The 14,076-nt window shown below is 42.3% G+C and carries 15 protein-coding genes; 8 read left to right on the top strand and 7 right to left on the bottom strand.

Going from position 1 to position 14,076, the window contains the following annotated elements; all coding sequences use genetic code 11:
- Positions 1–240: 240 nt before the first annotated feature.
- Complete coding sequence (locus tag B4F91_RS08405) at positions 241–468, bottom strand: hypothetical protein (RefSeq protein WP_273606041.1); 228 nt, start codon at positions 466–468, stop codon at positions 241–243.
- Between the two features lie 25 nt (positions 469–493).
- Complete coding sequence (locus B4F91_RS08400; RefSeq protein WP_004586103.1) at positions 494–727, bottom strand: calcium dependent protein; 234 nt, start codon at positions 725–727, stop codon at positions 494–496.
- A gap of 301 nt (positions 728–1,028) precedes the next feature.
- Between B4F91_RS08400 and B4F91_RS08395 the strand changes: the two genes are divergently transcribed.
- Genes B4F91_RS08395 through B4F91_RS08380 form a run of 4 tightly spaced genes read left to right on the top strand, consistent with a single transcriptional unit; the run spans position 1,029 to position 4,879 of the window.
- Positions 1,029–2,483, top strand: a complete 1,455-nt coding sequence (locus tag B4F91_RS08395; RefSeq protein ID WP_273606042.1) for a sensor histidine kinase — start codon at positions 1,029–1,031, stop codon at positions 2,481–2,483.
- A gap of 1 nt (position 2,484) precedes the next feature.
- Entirely contained in the window at positions 2,485–3,006 is a 522-nt protein-coding gene (locus B4F91_RS08390; protein WP_273606043.1) for a hypothetical protein, read from the top strand.
- Positions 3,007–3,008: 2 nt separating this feature from the next.
- Positions 3,009–4,358, top strand: a complete 1,350-nt coding sequence (locus tag B4F91_RS08385) for a sigma 54-interacting transcriptional regulator (protein WP_286938008.1) — start codon at positions 3,009–3,011, stop codon at positions 4,356–4,358.
- A gap of 20 nt (positions 4,359–4,378) precedes the next feature.
- Positions 4,379–4,879, top strand: coding sequence for a DUF1543 domain-containing protein (locus B4F91_RS08380; protein WP_024033177.1), 501 nt, complete (start codon positions 4,379–4,381; stop codon positions 4,877–4,879).
- A gap of 8 nt (positions 4,880–4,887) precedes the next feature.
- Here B4F91_RS08380 and B4F91_RS08375 read toward each other — a convergent pair whose 3' ends face one another.
- Complete coding sequence (locus B4F91_RS08375) at positions 4,888–5,115, bottom strand: hypothetical protein (RefSeq protein ID WP_004586108.1); 228 nt, start codon at positions 5,113–5,115, stop codon at positions 4,888–4,890.
- 125 nt (positions 5,116–5,240) lie between these two features.
- Between B4F91_RS08375 and B4F91_RS08370 the strand changes: the two genes are divergently transcribed.
- Positions 5,241–6,491 carry a multifunctional CCA addition/repair protein gene (locus B4F91_RS08370; RefSeq protein WP_286938012.1) on the top strand — a complete coding sequence of 417 codons (1,251 nt, stop codon included), beginning with the start codon at positions 5,241–5,243 and terminating at the stop codon, positions 6,489–6,491.
- An 8-nt stretch (positions 6,492–6,499) separates the two neighbouring features.
- On the opposite strand, the gene B4F91_RS08365 is transcribed toward B4F91_RS08370, so the two are convergent.
- The 3 genes from B4F91_RS08365 to pdsR all read right to left on the bottom strand — a co-directional run bounded on the left by B4F91_RS08365 (position 6,500) and on the right by pdsR (position 9,630).
- Positions 6,500–6,664 carry a hypothetical protein gene (locus tag B4F91_RS08365; protein ID WP_024033174.1) on the bottom strand — a complete coding sequence of 55 codons (165 nt, stop codon included), beginning with the start codon at positions 6,662–6,664 and terminating at the stop codon, positions 6,500–6,502.
- A 141-nt stretch (positions 6,665–6,805) separates the two neighbouring features.
- Positions 6,806–8,941, bottom strand: a complete 2,136-nt coding sequence (gene pdsS, locus B4F91_RS08360) for a proteobacterial dedicated sortase system histidine kinase (RefSeq protein ID WP_288635554.1) — start codon at positions 8,939–8,941, stop codon at positions 6,806–6,808.
- The gene (pdsR, locus tag B4F91_RS08355) at positions 8,941–9,630 is read right to left on the bottom strand and encodes a proteobacterial dedicated sortase system response regulator (protein ID WP_054982760.1); all 690 of its coding nucleotides are present in this window, start codon (positions 9,628–9,630) and stop codon (positions 8,941–8,943) included. The genes pdsS and pdsR overlap by 1 nt, the downstream gene beginning before the upstream one ends.
- A 200-nt stretch (positions 9,631–9,830) precedes the next feature.
- Between pdsR and pdsO the strand changes: the two genes are divergently transcribed.
- Genes pdsO through B4F91_RS08340 form a run of 3 tightly spaced genes read left to right on the top strand, consistent with a single transcriptional unit; the run spans position 9,831 to position 13,187 of the window.
- Entirely contained in the window at positions 9,831–10,562 is a 732-nt protein-coding gene (pdsO, locus tag B4F91_RS08350) for a sortase-associated OmpA-like protein PdsO (protein ID WP_054982759.1), read from the top strand.
- A gap of 46 nt (positions 10,563–10,608) precedes the next feature.
- Positions 10,609–12,591, top strand: coding sequence for a marine proteobacterial sortase target protein (locus B4F91_RS08345; RefSeq protein WP_286938016.1), 1,983 nt, complete (start codon positions 10,609–10,611; stop codon positions 12,589–12,591).
- Positions 12,588–13,187, top strand: a complete 600-nt coding sequence (locus tag B4F91_RS08340; protein WP_154945188.1) for a class GN sortase — start codon at positions 12,588–12,590, stop codon at positions 13,185–13,187. Before B4F91_RS08345 ends, B4F91_RS08340 begins: the two co-directional genes overlap by 4 nt.
- Here the strand turns inward: B4F91_RS08340 and B4F91_RS08335 are convergent.
- Positions 13,076–14,041, bottom strand: a complete 966-nt coding sequence (locus tag B4F91_RS08335; RefSeq protein WP_286938017.1) for a DMT family transporter — start codon at positions 14,039–14,041, stop codon at positions 13,076–13,078. The two genes, B4F91_RS08340 and B4F91_RS08335, sit on opposite strands and share 112 nt — an antisense overlap.
- Positions 14,042–14,076: the final 35 nt, after the last annotated feature.

Below are 14,076 nucleotides of genomic sequence, written 5' to 3'. Positions count from 1 at the left end.
TGCCATAATTTAACTTCCCAACATTAAATCCGTTTACACATTCCCTCAGGGATTATGGCAAATGCTTTTGAAACCTACCTTACTAGGTAAAAGCTTAAGTAAAACTTAATTAACTTCAGCTGTGGATAATAAATCTATTTTAAGCAGCCTGTTTAGCGCTAACTGATTAAAATTTCTAGCCAGAGAAAAAGATTTAAACATCGTTACTATTGAGTTTGTTATTAAAGCGCTTAATCACAATTAAGGTTTAAAATTTTGAAACTCTTCTTTAGAAATTTTCTTGTCTTGGTTTTCGTCTAAATCGGCAAATTGTCTCATTACTTCTTTATCTTGTTTGGCTTCTGCAAGCGATACTGATCCATCCATATCTTTGTCTAAATGAGCAAAGCGAATGTTGACAGAAGAGGCTAAAGCCGTGGCGCTAATGGCTAAAAACATTAATGCAAATGCTGCGATAAGTTGTTTCATAATCATGTTCCCTAATTAAATGAATTTACTGAATAAACTTTTTGAATTCACTTAGCGACAACTGGCCATCTTGGTTAGTGTCTATTTGTGAAAAGTTTTCGTGTAGTACGGCATCTTCACCCGCTTCTGATTCGCTAAGTGTGCCGTTACTGTCTTTATCTAGCTCATTAAAAGTAGCTTGAACGTCCATAGCTATTGCATCTGTGCCCATAAACCCAAAAGCCAGCATGGGTAAAATTACTAAAAAGCGGTTGTTCATTTAATTTCCTTATTGATTAAAGTTGCACACACTATTACAAAAATGGTGCCAATTTAAATAAGTGTTTAAAATCAATGGTTTATATTATTTTAGGGGCGCTGGTCGGAATTTTTTACTTAAATGTGTGTTATTTTTGCAACAGGCGGAACGTACTATTAGTCGTTAATATAGTTATCAATAGCTTAGTGTGTTGCTAAATAGCAACAAGTGCATATATTGGGTTAAATATAGAAGTTGATTCAGCGAGAGTATAAGGTAAGTAACTAAAATAGGGCGCTTAAAATAATAAAAGGAAATGATAATGCCTGTAACGTTGGCTAAAAAGTATCGTGCAATGCTTAATTGGCGGCCTAACTTAATAGGTCAGTTTATAATTAGTATGCTGCTGTCGTTACTGCCGCTTAGTTTGGTGGTTATTGTTTTTTTAAATGCGTTAAACAAACAGCTCGCAGTTACTCAGCTTATTGTCAGTAATAATTACCAAGTTACTAAGTCGTTTAATTTTTTAAAGCAAGAGCTTAATAGCCTAGAGCGGGCAACGCGACAAAACTGGGTGTTAAAAAGCGAGTCGCTCGACACGTTAATAAACGAAAAATGGCAATCCTCCTTACAAACAATCGACACGCTCAGCCAAGCCAGTGCCACACAGCAATACACTATGCAGTGGCGTCGCTTAGCAACAACATTGCGTAGTACTCATCAAGCTTTAATTGAAAACAACCAACAAGATGCTGCATTGTTTGTGCCTATTAGCGATTTAGTGGCTGAGCTTACGGTGTGGTTGCGCGATACGAATGCAGCACAAATTCAAAACAACCAAAGTGAATTAAGTACTTTACAAAGCTCGTTTATCAACTGGTTAGTGGCGCTTATTCCGCTTACTTTACTAGTGGGCGGGGGCTTTTTATGGCGCATAAGTAAACGTTTAAAAGGGCTTACGTCGGTAATAGATAAACTAGGACAAGGCCACTGGCAGCAAAAAATTGCAGTGCAAGGCTCAAGTGAGCTGGTGGAATTAGGCGAAAAACTACAATGGGTGCAAGAGCAGCTACATATGCTTGAGCAACAAAAAGATACCTTTTTACGCCATGTAACCCACGAGCTTAAAACGCCGTTGGCTTCAATGGTCGAGGGCACCGATTTACTTAGCGATGAAATAGTCGGCCCCATTACAAAAGAGCAGCAAGCTGTGCTTGAGCTTATTAGCCAATCTATGGTGCGTTTGCGCACTATGATTGACAGCCTACTTAGTTATAACGCTATCAGAACCAGTAAAGACAGCGTTAGCGAAGTCGAATTTGGCAATTTAATAAATAAAATAAACAGCCATTTTGAGCACCGCTTAACGGCTAAGCAGCAACGCTTAAATTGGCACAACAGCATAACAAAACAGCCACTTGCATTACCCGCAGAGCTGATAGAAATGACCCTCATTCAGCTCATTTCTAATGCATTAAAATTTTCAAATACAGGGCAAAGTGTTGATGTAACCTTAGCAGTTGAGCAAAAGCTATTAATAATGCAAGTGCGCGACGAAGGCTGTGGTATTAAAGAGCAAGAAAAAACTCAGATATTCAGCGCATTTTACCAAGGCAAGCATAATAAAGATGTTACGCTGCAAGGCAGTGGCTTAGGTTTAACCATAGTAAAAGAGTCGGTTGAGCAACTGCAAGGCCAGCTTAGTGTTGAGCATAACCAGCCCCAAGGCTGCTTATTTACAATAAAAATACCTTTAACTAATCAAGGAGTTTTATAGCATGCGTACGCGTTTAATAGCTATTTTATGTGTGCTCAGTAGTACGGTTGTTTTAGCTGGGTGTGAAACAAATAACACACAAACAGCAGCAGTGTCGCAGGAGGTTGAGCCTGCAAAAAATACGATGCCAAATCCTAAAAAGCGCCCTAAAAGTGACCCCGTTTACCCCAGTGCAGAACGTGTTGTTGCATGGCATGCTAATCAATGTGGCGGTTTTAAAGTAAAGCCAAGCCTACATACTTATTTAGGTGAAAAAGAGCTAAAACGTTTTTTTAAATTCATGTGTGTTAACACCTCACGTGCACCAGAGGAGGTAATGACACGATTACAAAAACTCGATTTAGCCTACTTTTGGCCTGAGCCAATAAAACAATATTTATGGCTTCAAAAGCAGCATGTTACTCGGCAAATAAATGCCCTAAAAGAGCAACAGGCGTTAAATGACAAAATGCAGCAAACGTTATCGTCTTTAGCCACCATAGAGCAGCAGCTATTACTACGCGAAGACACTAAGGAGCAGTAATTATGGCAACACACACACCACAAGGTGCAAAAGTATTACTCGTTGATGACGATGCAAGTTTACTTAAATTACTCGCGCTAAGAATCGAGTCTAAAGGGTATGACGTAACAACCTGTGAAAGCGGCATACTTGCATTACAAATTCTTAAAAACCAAGTGTTTGATGCAGTTATAACAGACCTGCGTATGGACGAAATGGACGGTATGGCCTTACATCGCCAATTACAAAGCCGCTACCCAGCACTGCCGGTTATAATGATGACTGCGCATGGCTCTATACCCGATGCGGTGGAGGCGACAAAACAAGGTATTTTTGCGTTTATTACAAAACCGGTAGATAAAGACGAGCTGTTTGACAGCTTAGCCAAAGCCATTGAAATACATGGCGTAAACGAAGAAGAATCGCCCCAAAAAAGCAATATAGTAACGCGCAGTGGCGCTATGTTGCACCTCCTTGAGCAAGTAAAGTTACTGGGGCCAACCCAAGTAAATGTACTTATTTCTGGCGCCAGCGGCACAGGTAAGGAGCTGCTGGCTCAGGCGATTCATCAACACAGCCATGTAAGTGAAGGGCCTTTTGTGGCTATTAACTGTGGCGCAGTGCCTGGGGAGCTTTTAGAGTCAGAATTATTTGGCCATAAAAAAGGCGCATTTACAGGGGCGGTGAAAGATCACCAAGGTTTATTTCAGCAAGCTCAAGGCGGCACCTTATTTTTAGATGAAATTGGCGATATGCCGCTTAATTTACAAGTTAAGTTACTGCGTGTACTGCAAGAAAAAACCATTCGCCCGGTGGGCTTTCAAGAAGAAATTCCTATTGATGTGCGCATTGTATCGGCCACTCACAAAAATTTACCCGATGCGATTAGCAATCAACAATTTAGGGAAGATTTATACTACCGCCTAAATGTTGTTAATTTAAAATTACCGCCGCTGTGTGAGCGCCGAGAAGACATAAGCCTGCTCGCTCAGCACTTTAGCGCAAGTATTGCTAAACGTATGAACCAAAAAGAAAAGCGCTTTGCAAACGATGCCATGCATGCACTAGTACGTTACGACTGGCCTGGGAATATTCGCCAGCTACAAAATGTTGTAGAGCAAGTGGTCGCATTGAGCGCCAGTGAGGTAATTTCTGCACACTTAGTGTTAAACGCACTTAACTCAAACGAGGCCAGTGCAGAGCCGCTTTCTCTAAATGATGCCAAAAAAGAGTTTGAGCGCGATTATGTAATAAACACCCTCAAAATGGCCGGCGGTAACGTAGCCGAAGGCGCAAAGCTTGCCAAACGTAATCGTTCGGATTTTTATAAGTTAATAAAAAAACACAATATTGATGTCGATAATTTAGTGTAATTTAAGAGTAAGGTTATTAAATGCAGTTATTTATGGTGTATCTGGGCGGGCGAATTCAAGGCTGCCACATAGAAATGCACGATATTCGCTTTGTCGTAGGGCAAAGCATTGAGCAAACTTATTCAAAGCTAAAAAGCCAATGGGTGGGCGATAAAAACAATGTGCATATGGACAGCTACATGGCAATTAACCATATCGACGGTTATAAAGTAGAAGTCGTTGATACCTACGTTGAGCAAAATAAGCAGCTGTATTTTGTTAATTTAGGCGCTTACAGAAGCGACTCTATGGCTGAGCAACACGACTTTGCATTGTATGTTGCCAGTAGCGCAGCAGAGGCCAAGCAGCGCGCTAAAAGCGATTTGCTTGCAGGCCTTAGCCATATTCATAAAGATGATTTACATGATGTAGATGACTGCTTTGCTATAGACCTGCTCGACAGCCAATTAAATATTAAGCTTACGCCAAGTGGGCATGCTCAACCAATAAAACCAGATTGGTTTGGGTATTATATTCTTTAACAGTAAAATTAAGAGTCTTGCTCGCTTTGCTCATTGGCTTCGCTTTTAGCTGCCATTTTAAATGCCACAATAACTAGGCCAAACATTGCAAAGGGTAGCGCTGCCAACATGTATTCAACCATGTTGCTATCTTGAAAGTTAGCCTGTAGTAAAAAGTGACCCGCCACGCACATTACAATAACCACAAGTAATATAGGCAGTAGCATAAGTTCTTTTTTTGATGAATGATTTTTCATTGAGTATAAGGCTGTGGCTTAAAATAAAGCGCTATTGTAATGAGCTTATTTAAGCTTGGCAAACTATGGCTATTTTAATGGTATGATCGACATCAAATAACCACCCAGTGTGATTAGGATAAACAGTGAAACACAACCTTAAGCAAGTTTACCTTGTTGGTGGCGCGGTACGCGACCAGCTACTTAATATAGCATCAAAAGATAACGACTATGTTGTTATAGGCGAAACACCCCAAACTATGGAGTCGCTTGGTTTTGTGCCTATAGGAAGTGATTTTCCGGTTTATTTACACCCAAAAACAAAAGAAGAATACGCCTTGGGTCGCACCGAGCGAAAAAGCGGTAAAGGCTATACCGGCTTTGTGGTAGATGCCAGCCCTAATGTCACCCTTGAAGAAGATTTAGCACGGCGCGATTTAACCATAAACTCAATGGCACTTGATGAAAACGGTACCGTTATTGACCCTTTCAATGGCCAAAGCGATTTACACAATAAAATACTGCGCCACACCACAGAAGCCTTTGTAGAGGACCCGGTAAGGGTATTACGCATAGCGCGTTTTTTAGCACGCTACGGAAGCGAATGGCGTATTCACCCAAGTACTTATGCATTAATGCGCGAGCTTAAAAACAAAGGTGAGCTTAATCATTTAGTGCCCGAACGTGTATGGCTTGAAACCGAAAAAGCGCTGGGTGAAAAACACCCTGAACTGTATTTTCAAGCATTACATGGCTTAGGTATTTTCCCTGAGATAGAGAGTATGCAAGGGGTGCCGCAACCTGCAAACCACCACCCTGAAGGCGATGTGTTTGTTCATACTATGTTGGTACTTAGGCGCGCTGCCGATTTAAACTTTAATTTAGAAACACGGTTTGCGGCACTCACTCATGATTTTGGTAAGGCACTGAGCTTTAAAAAACGCGGTAATTTACGCGGCCATGAACGCGAAGGGGTAGCCGTAGTAGAAAAGTTTTGTGAGCGTTTAAAAGTGCCTAATCGTTTTCGTGATATTGGCGTACTCACCAGCGATAATCACACCTTATGTCATACGCTTGAGCAATTAAGGCCACAAACGATTCATAAATTAATTGTTACTAATTTAAATGCTTTAGTGCACCCAGAGCGATTTATTGCGTTTACCCAAGCATGCCAATGTGATGCGCAAGGGCGCGGAGAAACACTTGTAAATAAGCCCTATCCGCAAGGGGCTAAGCTGCGTGCAATTTTTAATGAACTACAAAAAATGGATAAAAAGCAGGTAGTGCAAACAGCACTTAAAAATGGCAAAAAAGGCCCAGAAATAAGCGAAGAGGTAAAACTGGCAGAAATAAACTGCATTAAAGCGTTTTTACAAAACGAGCAAGCAACGCAATAGGCAATACCCTAGCTGAGGTATTCTGACACGCCTTCGTTTTTAACTTGTTCTGGCTGTCGTAAGTTTTTATATGTAGAGGTGGCAGGCTCTGAAGGTAAGCTAGGTGCTTGCTCTTGGGGCCTGTATAGATCAAAAATAAATTCGATCTCTTCACGCTCAAGTGGGTTGTTCATGATCTATTCTCCTTAATTAGCGTTCAGGGTATGGCCGTTTGACTGAATTAAAAGTGAATAGTTACATTTTAAGTTGTAGTAAATTGTAATCGATGTGCAAAAAATAAGGGCGGCTCAGCAGGGCGCCACTTTATGCACAGCCTAGCTTTGTAAAGGCAGGGTTACTTTAAACACCACGCCATTACCGCACTCGTTGTTTTGCGCAGTGACACTGCCTTTATGGTAGTCACACACCAGCCTTACAATATAAAGCCCTAAACCTAAGTGCGGTTGTTGCTGCATCTGCTGGCTACGTACCGACACCATAGAATCAAAAATATGCTCAGTTAGCCCTTCAGGCAGGGCGGGGCCTGTATTACTCACTGTTAATATTGCTTTATTTTCGCTCTGCTTAAGACCTACATTAATAGCCGTATTTGCTTCACTAAATTCCAGCGCATTATTAATAAGCTTATCAAGTAGCTGAGCTATAAATTCGGGGGCACCTTGCATAGGTAAAGCGCTTTGGCATACATCAAGCTCAAATAACTGCTCTGGGTAAGTAAGCTGGTAGCCTTGCATACAGCCATTAATTACTTTTTGTAAATCAAACGGCTCGCTCTCGTTGCTTTGAATGCTTTGTTCAAGGCGCGTGGCTTCGCTCATGGTGGTTATTATTTTACCTAAGCGCTCTACCCCTTCACTTGCTCGCTCTAGGTATTTTTGGCTAAGGTCATTTTGCTCCAAGCTTTGTAGGTTTTCTAAAGAAGAGCGAACCACAGCCACCGGTGTACGTAGCTCATGAGATAACCGCGATGACATATTTTCTAAATAATTCGTGTACCCGCCTAAGCGGCCAACAATATTGGCAAAACTTCGTGAAAGGTCGCCAATTTCATCGTTTGAGTCGCTGTAGTTAATACTGCCGGTAATGCGCCCTTGGGCATCAATGGCTTGCTCTGCGGTGTCGCGCAGTCGCCTAATGCGGCTCGAAATACGCGAGGCAAAAAAGAACAACGTAACGGTGCCAATTAGCATCACCGCTAAAATAACGTTAAAAAGCTTTTCCAGCGATTTATTACGCAGGGTGCGTACACCGTTAGTGGTTTCCTCGGCGATTACTGCGCCAATCACTTTATCTTCTATCCAAATAGGGTATGCCGCCGATAAAATAACGGCTTTACTGTCGGGGGTTAACCGCCAAGACGACGCTGGTTGCCCCTTTAGTGCCTTAGCTAAATGCGTGCCCTGCATTGAGGCAACATCGTGCAGGGTATCTAAAAATTCGTTTTCGGGGCGAGTTAAAATTTTATAATAAAGCGGGTGCAAATACGTTTGCTCAAAGCGTTGCCAGGCATTTTTAGGCGGCTGGTTTTTAAGGCCGTCGGCCCATACGCCATCGGCATTTTGAATTGTGCCCGACTGCGCTAATACGCGATGATGATTATCAACCACCCAAATACGGCTACCACTGTGACCCATACCTTTTAAAATTCGGTTAATTTCTGGTGAGGGCACCAATACCGAGCCTAAATCGCTTGGGTTATTTAAATTAGAGGTCGACATTGTTTTAAAATCGAGCGGCGCTTTTTTTGTGTCAATATCGACCACGGCAAAGCCTAGCTTGTTACCAAGCATATTTATAGGAAAGCGCAACTCTACGTTATATCCCGATTCAGTGCGTATAAAATAGCCCTGAATTTTTGTAAACGGAGTTTTGGTATTAGCATCAAACGCATTTACCCAGCCATCTTGGCGTGGGGCAATAATGTACGTATTAAAATCTCCGTCTGGGCTTTTTAGGCCAATTATTAAATGGTCGTTATTAGTAATGCTTAAACTATTTTTAGCACGATATACAAGGTGATCGTCAGTTACTTTAAACACGGCATATAAATAGTTATCAAACTTGCCAACCATATGATCAAACGATAAATCCTCAGCTTTATGTTCCTTGTCTGCTTTTTGTAAATAGCGTTTATCGTAATGCCAAAAGAGTGGTTGATAGCTTTGCCAGTCGCTCAGTTTGCCATCGAGTTGAATAGCGTTTTTAAGATTGTACGCATATAAGTCGCGCCCTTTTACTACCTGGTCTAAAAAGTTGGTTTGCTCATCAAAAAGGGCTGGGCGCTCATGCAGGGCGGTGGCGAGCGCCCGTGTAGTGCCTACGAGGGTTTTTTCTTGGCCTTGGCGTAAAAACTTTTCCATTTCCCACACGTACTCGTAGCCAAGCCAAGGCAGTAAAAACAAAAAACACGACAGTAATATAAATTTACTGCGCAGGCCAAATCGTAACATTAGCGTTGTTCCCACCTGTAGCCCATGCCGTACACCGTATCTATGCAGTCAAAGTTGTTATCAAGGGCGATAAACTTTTTACGAATGCGTTTTACATGCGAGGTGATAGTGCTGTCGTCTACGTAAATTTTTGCATCGCTCATTAAATCGTTACGGCTTTTTACATGGCCTGGGCGCTGCGCAAGTGAGTGCAACATCCAAAATTCGGTCACGGTTAAATCAACCAATTGCTGCTGCCAAAATACTTGCATGCGCTGGGTGTCGAGCGTTAACTGGCCGCGTGTAATTAATGCATTGGCATCGGCGGGTTGCTCAAGCGCTTCCATGCGTCTAAATAGCGCGCCTATTCTGGCAGCCAAGTGGGCTAAGCTAATATCTTTTGTTAGGTAGTCATCGGCGCCCATACGCAGGCCACACACAGTATCTATTTCACTATCGCGGGCGGTTAAAAAAATAATAGGCAGTGTTTTAGAAAGCGTACGCAAGGTTTGGCAAAGCAAAAAACCGCCGTCTATTTCGTGGCCTAAACCAATATCAACAATGGCTAAATCGGGTAGGGCATCTTTAAATGCAATCTCTGCGCTGACGCGATCAGCAAAACCACTTACCTGGTAACCTTGGGCGCTAAGCATTTCAATATAGTTTTCGCGGATGGCGGTTTCATCTTCAATGATGGCTATTTTTTTCATTCTACTCACCCTTATTTATTTTAAAACGCACTATATCGAAGTTTTTCAGTTATGTACGCTTAAAAAGGCAATTGCCATTTTTTTGCCACAATTGCTCAGCGGTTTGCCACTTTTGCTCCCCTTTGTTGCCACTTGCAGCTGTTTTAATACAACCATCAAAACAAAACATCACAAATTAAAACAAGTTTAAGGATTACATTATGAAGAAGACATTAATCGCATTAACGCTAGTAGCCACAGTGTGTACACCTGCATTTGCAGCAGCCGCTAACACCCCTTCTAAAGAAGCACATAAAGAAACCGCCATCGGCTTAGGTACTGGCGCCATTATTGGTGGTGTCGTTGGTGGGCCAATTGGTGCTTTTATTGGCGCATTTGCCGGGGGCTTAATTGGTGATTCAAAAGTAGCTGATGACAAAATTGCCCAGCAGCAGAGAGCAATAACAGTGATGCAGCAAAAAACCAGTGACTACCAACAGGTACTTAATCAAAACAATAGGCTAGAGCAGCAGTTAGATGTACTGACTAATCAAAATGAGCAGTTAACACAATCACAAATAAATAACTTACTTGCCATGACAGTACAATTTAAAACAGGCTCAAGTGCTATTGCCCCGCACTTTGCTACGCAGTTAGACCAGCTTGTGGTGCTGTTAAAAAATCAGCCGCAACTAGCATTAGATTTAAGTGGCTTTGCCGATCAGCGCGGTGATGAGCAAGCGAATCTTTTATTGTCTAAAAAACGTGTAAACGCAGTGCAAAGTTACCTTATAAAGCACGGCATTAGCCATACACGTTTAAGTGCGCAGGCATTTGGCGAGCAACAAACATTAGCGCGCAGCAATACCGTAGAAGATAACTTTTTTGATCGACGCGTAACACTTACTACCCGCTCAATAAACCCAGTAAATGGCCAAACGGCAAGTAACTAAAGCCACTTTTATTTGAGTAAAGTTAAGCGTTCGATGGAGTGATTTTATGTTGAGTAACCCAACCAAAATGCTTACTAAAGTAAGCATTTTTATTTTCTTAGTGGCTGTGCTTATGGTTAGTTTTAATAGCCGTGCACAATCGCCCAAGCTTGAACTTTTTGACAGCAGCGGCGCATCTGTCGCGCCGGCAATTATATTAAAAAGCGATGCTAACATGACCCTAACCGGGCTGATAAATCACGTGGTTGTTAAGCAAACTTATCAAAACGAAAATCCGTTTGCGGTAAATGCGCGTTATGTGTTTCCGCTACCTGATGAAAGCGCCGTGCATGCGATGACGATGCGCATAGGTGAGCGAGTCATAAAAGGCCAAATAGATAAAAAAGTAGAGGCCGAAAAAAAGTATCAGGCAGCTAAAAATGCTGGCAAGCAAGCCGCACTTGTACGCCAGCAGCGCGCTAATATGTTTATTACTAACGTGGCAAATATAGGCCCTGGCGAGCAAATTGTGATAGAGCTTGAATACCAAGAGATCATTGATTACAGCAATGGCACATTTGCTATTCGCTTCCCAAGTACCATTACGCCGCGCTATCACACAATAAGCGCAAATATTGAAGCTGAGCAAACTAGCCTAACCCATGCTCCTCAGGGGTGGTTAAGCCCTGTGTATAGCAAAACGCAGCACAGCGAAGCGCCAAGCAGCCAATTTAGTTTAAATATTGATATAGATGTAGGCTTAGAGCTTGTAGATATAACGTCTAAATTTCATCATGTTGAAGTACAAAACCTGGCCTTTGGGCAATATACGGTTGCTTTAAATGAGCAAACGGGGGCTAATCGCGACTTTGTACTTGAGTTTAAACCGCTGCAAAAAGAAAGCGCACAAGCAGCATTTTTTACCCAGCAGTTTGAAAACGGCGACCGGTACGGGCTTGCTATGCTAATGCCGCCAGCAGATCACTTTACACAAACGCAGCGCCTACCTCGCGAAATGGTGTTTGTTGTAGATACCTCAGGCTCTATGCACGGGCAATCTATGGAGCAAGCTAAAAAGGCCCTGTTTTATGCGCTGTCTTTGCTTGATAGCGACGACAGCTTTAACATTATTGGCTTTGATAACGTGGTTACCCCCATGAGCGATAAACCCCTTATTGCTAGTGACTTTAACTTACGCCGCGCTGAGCGCTTTATATATAGCCTAGAGGCCGACGGTGGTACCGAAATACAAGGTGCGCTTGATGCGGTACTTGATGGCAACAGCTTTGAAGGCTTTGTACGCCAAGTGGTGTTTTTAACGGATGGCAGTGTAAGTAACGAAGATGCCTTATTTAAAAATATTCAGCGTAAACTGGGTGATAGCCGATTATTTACTGTAGGCATTGGCAGTGCACCCAATAGCTTTTTTATGCGCCGCGCAGCTGATATAGGTAAAGGGTCATTTACGTTTATTGGCAGCACAAATGAGGTGCAGCCTAAAATGCAGCAGTTATTTGATAAGCTTGCTCATCCCGCTATCACTAATTTAGCACTTCGCGATGAAAGCACTCATAGTTTAGATTTTTGGCCATCTCCTTTGCCCGATTTATATTTTGGCGAGCCAATAATGGTGGCTATAAAACTAAATGATACGAATCAAATTACGCTTAGTGGGCAAACCGCTCAAGGCCCTTTAAATATAAAACTAAGCGCACAAAATAGCGCCAACGCAAAAGGGATTGATAAGCTGTGGGCGCGCCAAAAAATTAAATCGTTGCTTTTGTATAATGACCGACAGTCAGTTAAAAATGAGGTGCAGGGGCTTGCACTCACACATCAACTACTGAGCCCGTTTACTGCTTTTATAGCTATTGAGCACACTCAAATTAACGAGCCTGCAAAGCAAACTGCACTGGCTAAGAACGCAGCGCCACAAGGACTGGCTATGCGTTTACCACAAACCGATGGGCAAAGCCGACTGTACATATTGCTGGGCTGTATTTTATTACTTGGCTATGGCGCGTTTAAAATAAACCGAGGGCTTAAATGAAAAAGTGGCTAAGTGCGGGCTTATTAATCGCCGGGCTGGGGCTGTTTTCTCATGGTGCTTATATGCAAGCCAAGGCATGGCTTGCCCAAGTATTAATAGAGCAGGCCTGGCAAGAGGCGCTTATTACGCCACACGCTCGTGTTAAACCGTGGTTTTACGCCGACAGCTTTGTAACCGCGCAGCTTAACTGGCCTAAGTATAATAAAGTGCTTAGCGTTTTAGCTGGGGCAAGTGGTCGTAATTTAGCATTTGCACCAAGCCACTTTTTACCAGGGGCAAAGCTTGGAGATAAACATGGCGGTGCGTTAATAGCGGGTCACAACGATACCCACTTTGCATTTTTAAAACACACCAAAGTGGGTGAAACGTTTACGCTGCAGCTGCAAAGCGGCGTAATACAGCATTATAAAGTGAAGGGGATTGAGGTTATTCATCAATCCCAGCAGGCGTTTTTACAAACCCCAGGCCTTTATTTATTAACCTGCTACCCTTTTGACTCGCTGGCATCGGGTACTGATTTAAGATGGCTTGTATCGGCCGAGTTGATAGGGTCATCGCCAGCTTCATTAAGCGGTATATCTACCACCAGCTCTTGATGTCGTTGGCTTATCATCACCCCTGCAAAAACAACAAATATACTCACCCATTGCCAAAAATCGAGTACCTCACCCAAAATAATGGCCGATAAAATAAGCGTAAAAATAGGAATTAAATTTGAATAAGCTGCAGCCGTTAATACCGACACTTTGCCAATTGCATAGTTATACATACCATAGCCACCTAAGGTGACAAACGAGCCTAAATACAAAATGCTCATAAGGGCGGTTAGGTCATGCTGGTTTTCGCTTGGTAAGTCGATAAAAAATAAAAACGGTGCAAAAAACACACTGCCGCTTATGCCTTGTAAAGCAATTAGCGTTAACGGCGAGTAGCGATTGGCTAAGTGCTTAATGCTAATGGTGTAAAACGCCGCGCATATCATGGCCATAAGCTCTAAAAAGTTACCCAATAATGGATTAGGGGCCTGATCGGTATTTGGTGAAAGCAAAGTAAGTAAAATACTGCCGCCAATACACAGGGTAAACCCAATCACAATGGCTTTACTTATATACTCTTTAAGCATAAAAAACGCCATCAATGCCACAATAATAGGCAAACACGAAACAATAACTCCCGCCTGAGAGGCCGAGGTGTATTCCATTGCGTGGCCTTCAAATAAAAAGTACAAGCATGGCTCTGCGAGCGACATACCTAATAAGTACTTCCAATCGCCTTTTAAATACTCAAACCTAATTACATAACGCCATAAACACAGCGATAAAACTAAGGTGGTTAGCATGCGTAAAAATATAACTAATGCAGGGTCGTAAACGGCAATAGCATACTTAAGTGCAATAAAGGAGCTACCCCATAAAAAGGTGGCAATAATTAGGCATAAACTGGCTGGCATAAATGAAATTTTATCAAATTAAATTAACGCCGATC

It is taken from the genome of Pseudoalteromonas sp. UBA6610, from assembly GCF_002433295.1.
In the GTDB taxonomy this organism is placed as follows: domain Bacteria; phylum Pseudomonadota; class Gammaproteobacteria; order Enterobacterales; family Alteromonadaceae; genus Pseudoalteromonas; species Pseudoalteromonas atlantica.
This window is presented reverse-complemented; position numbering and strand designations above follow the sequence as displayed.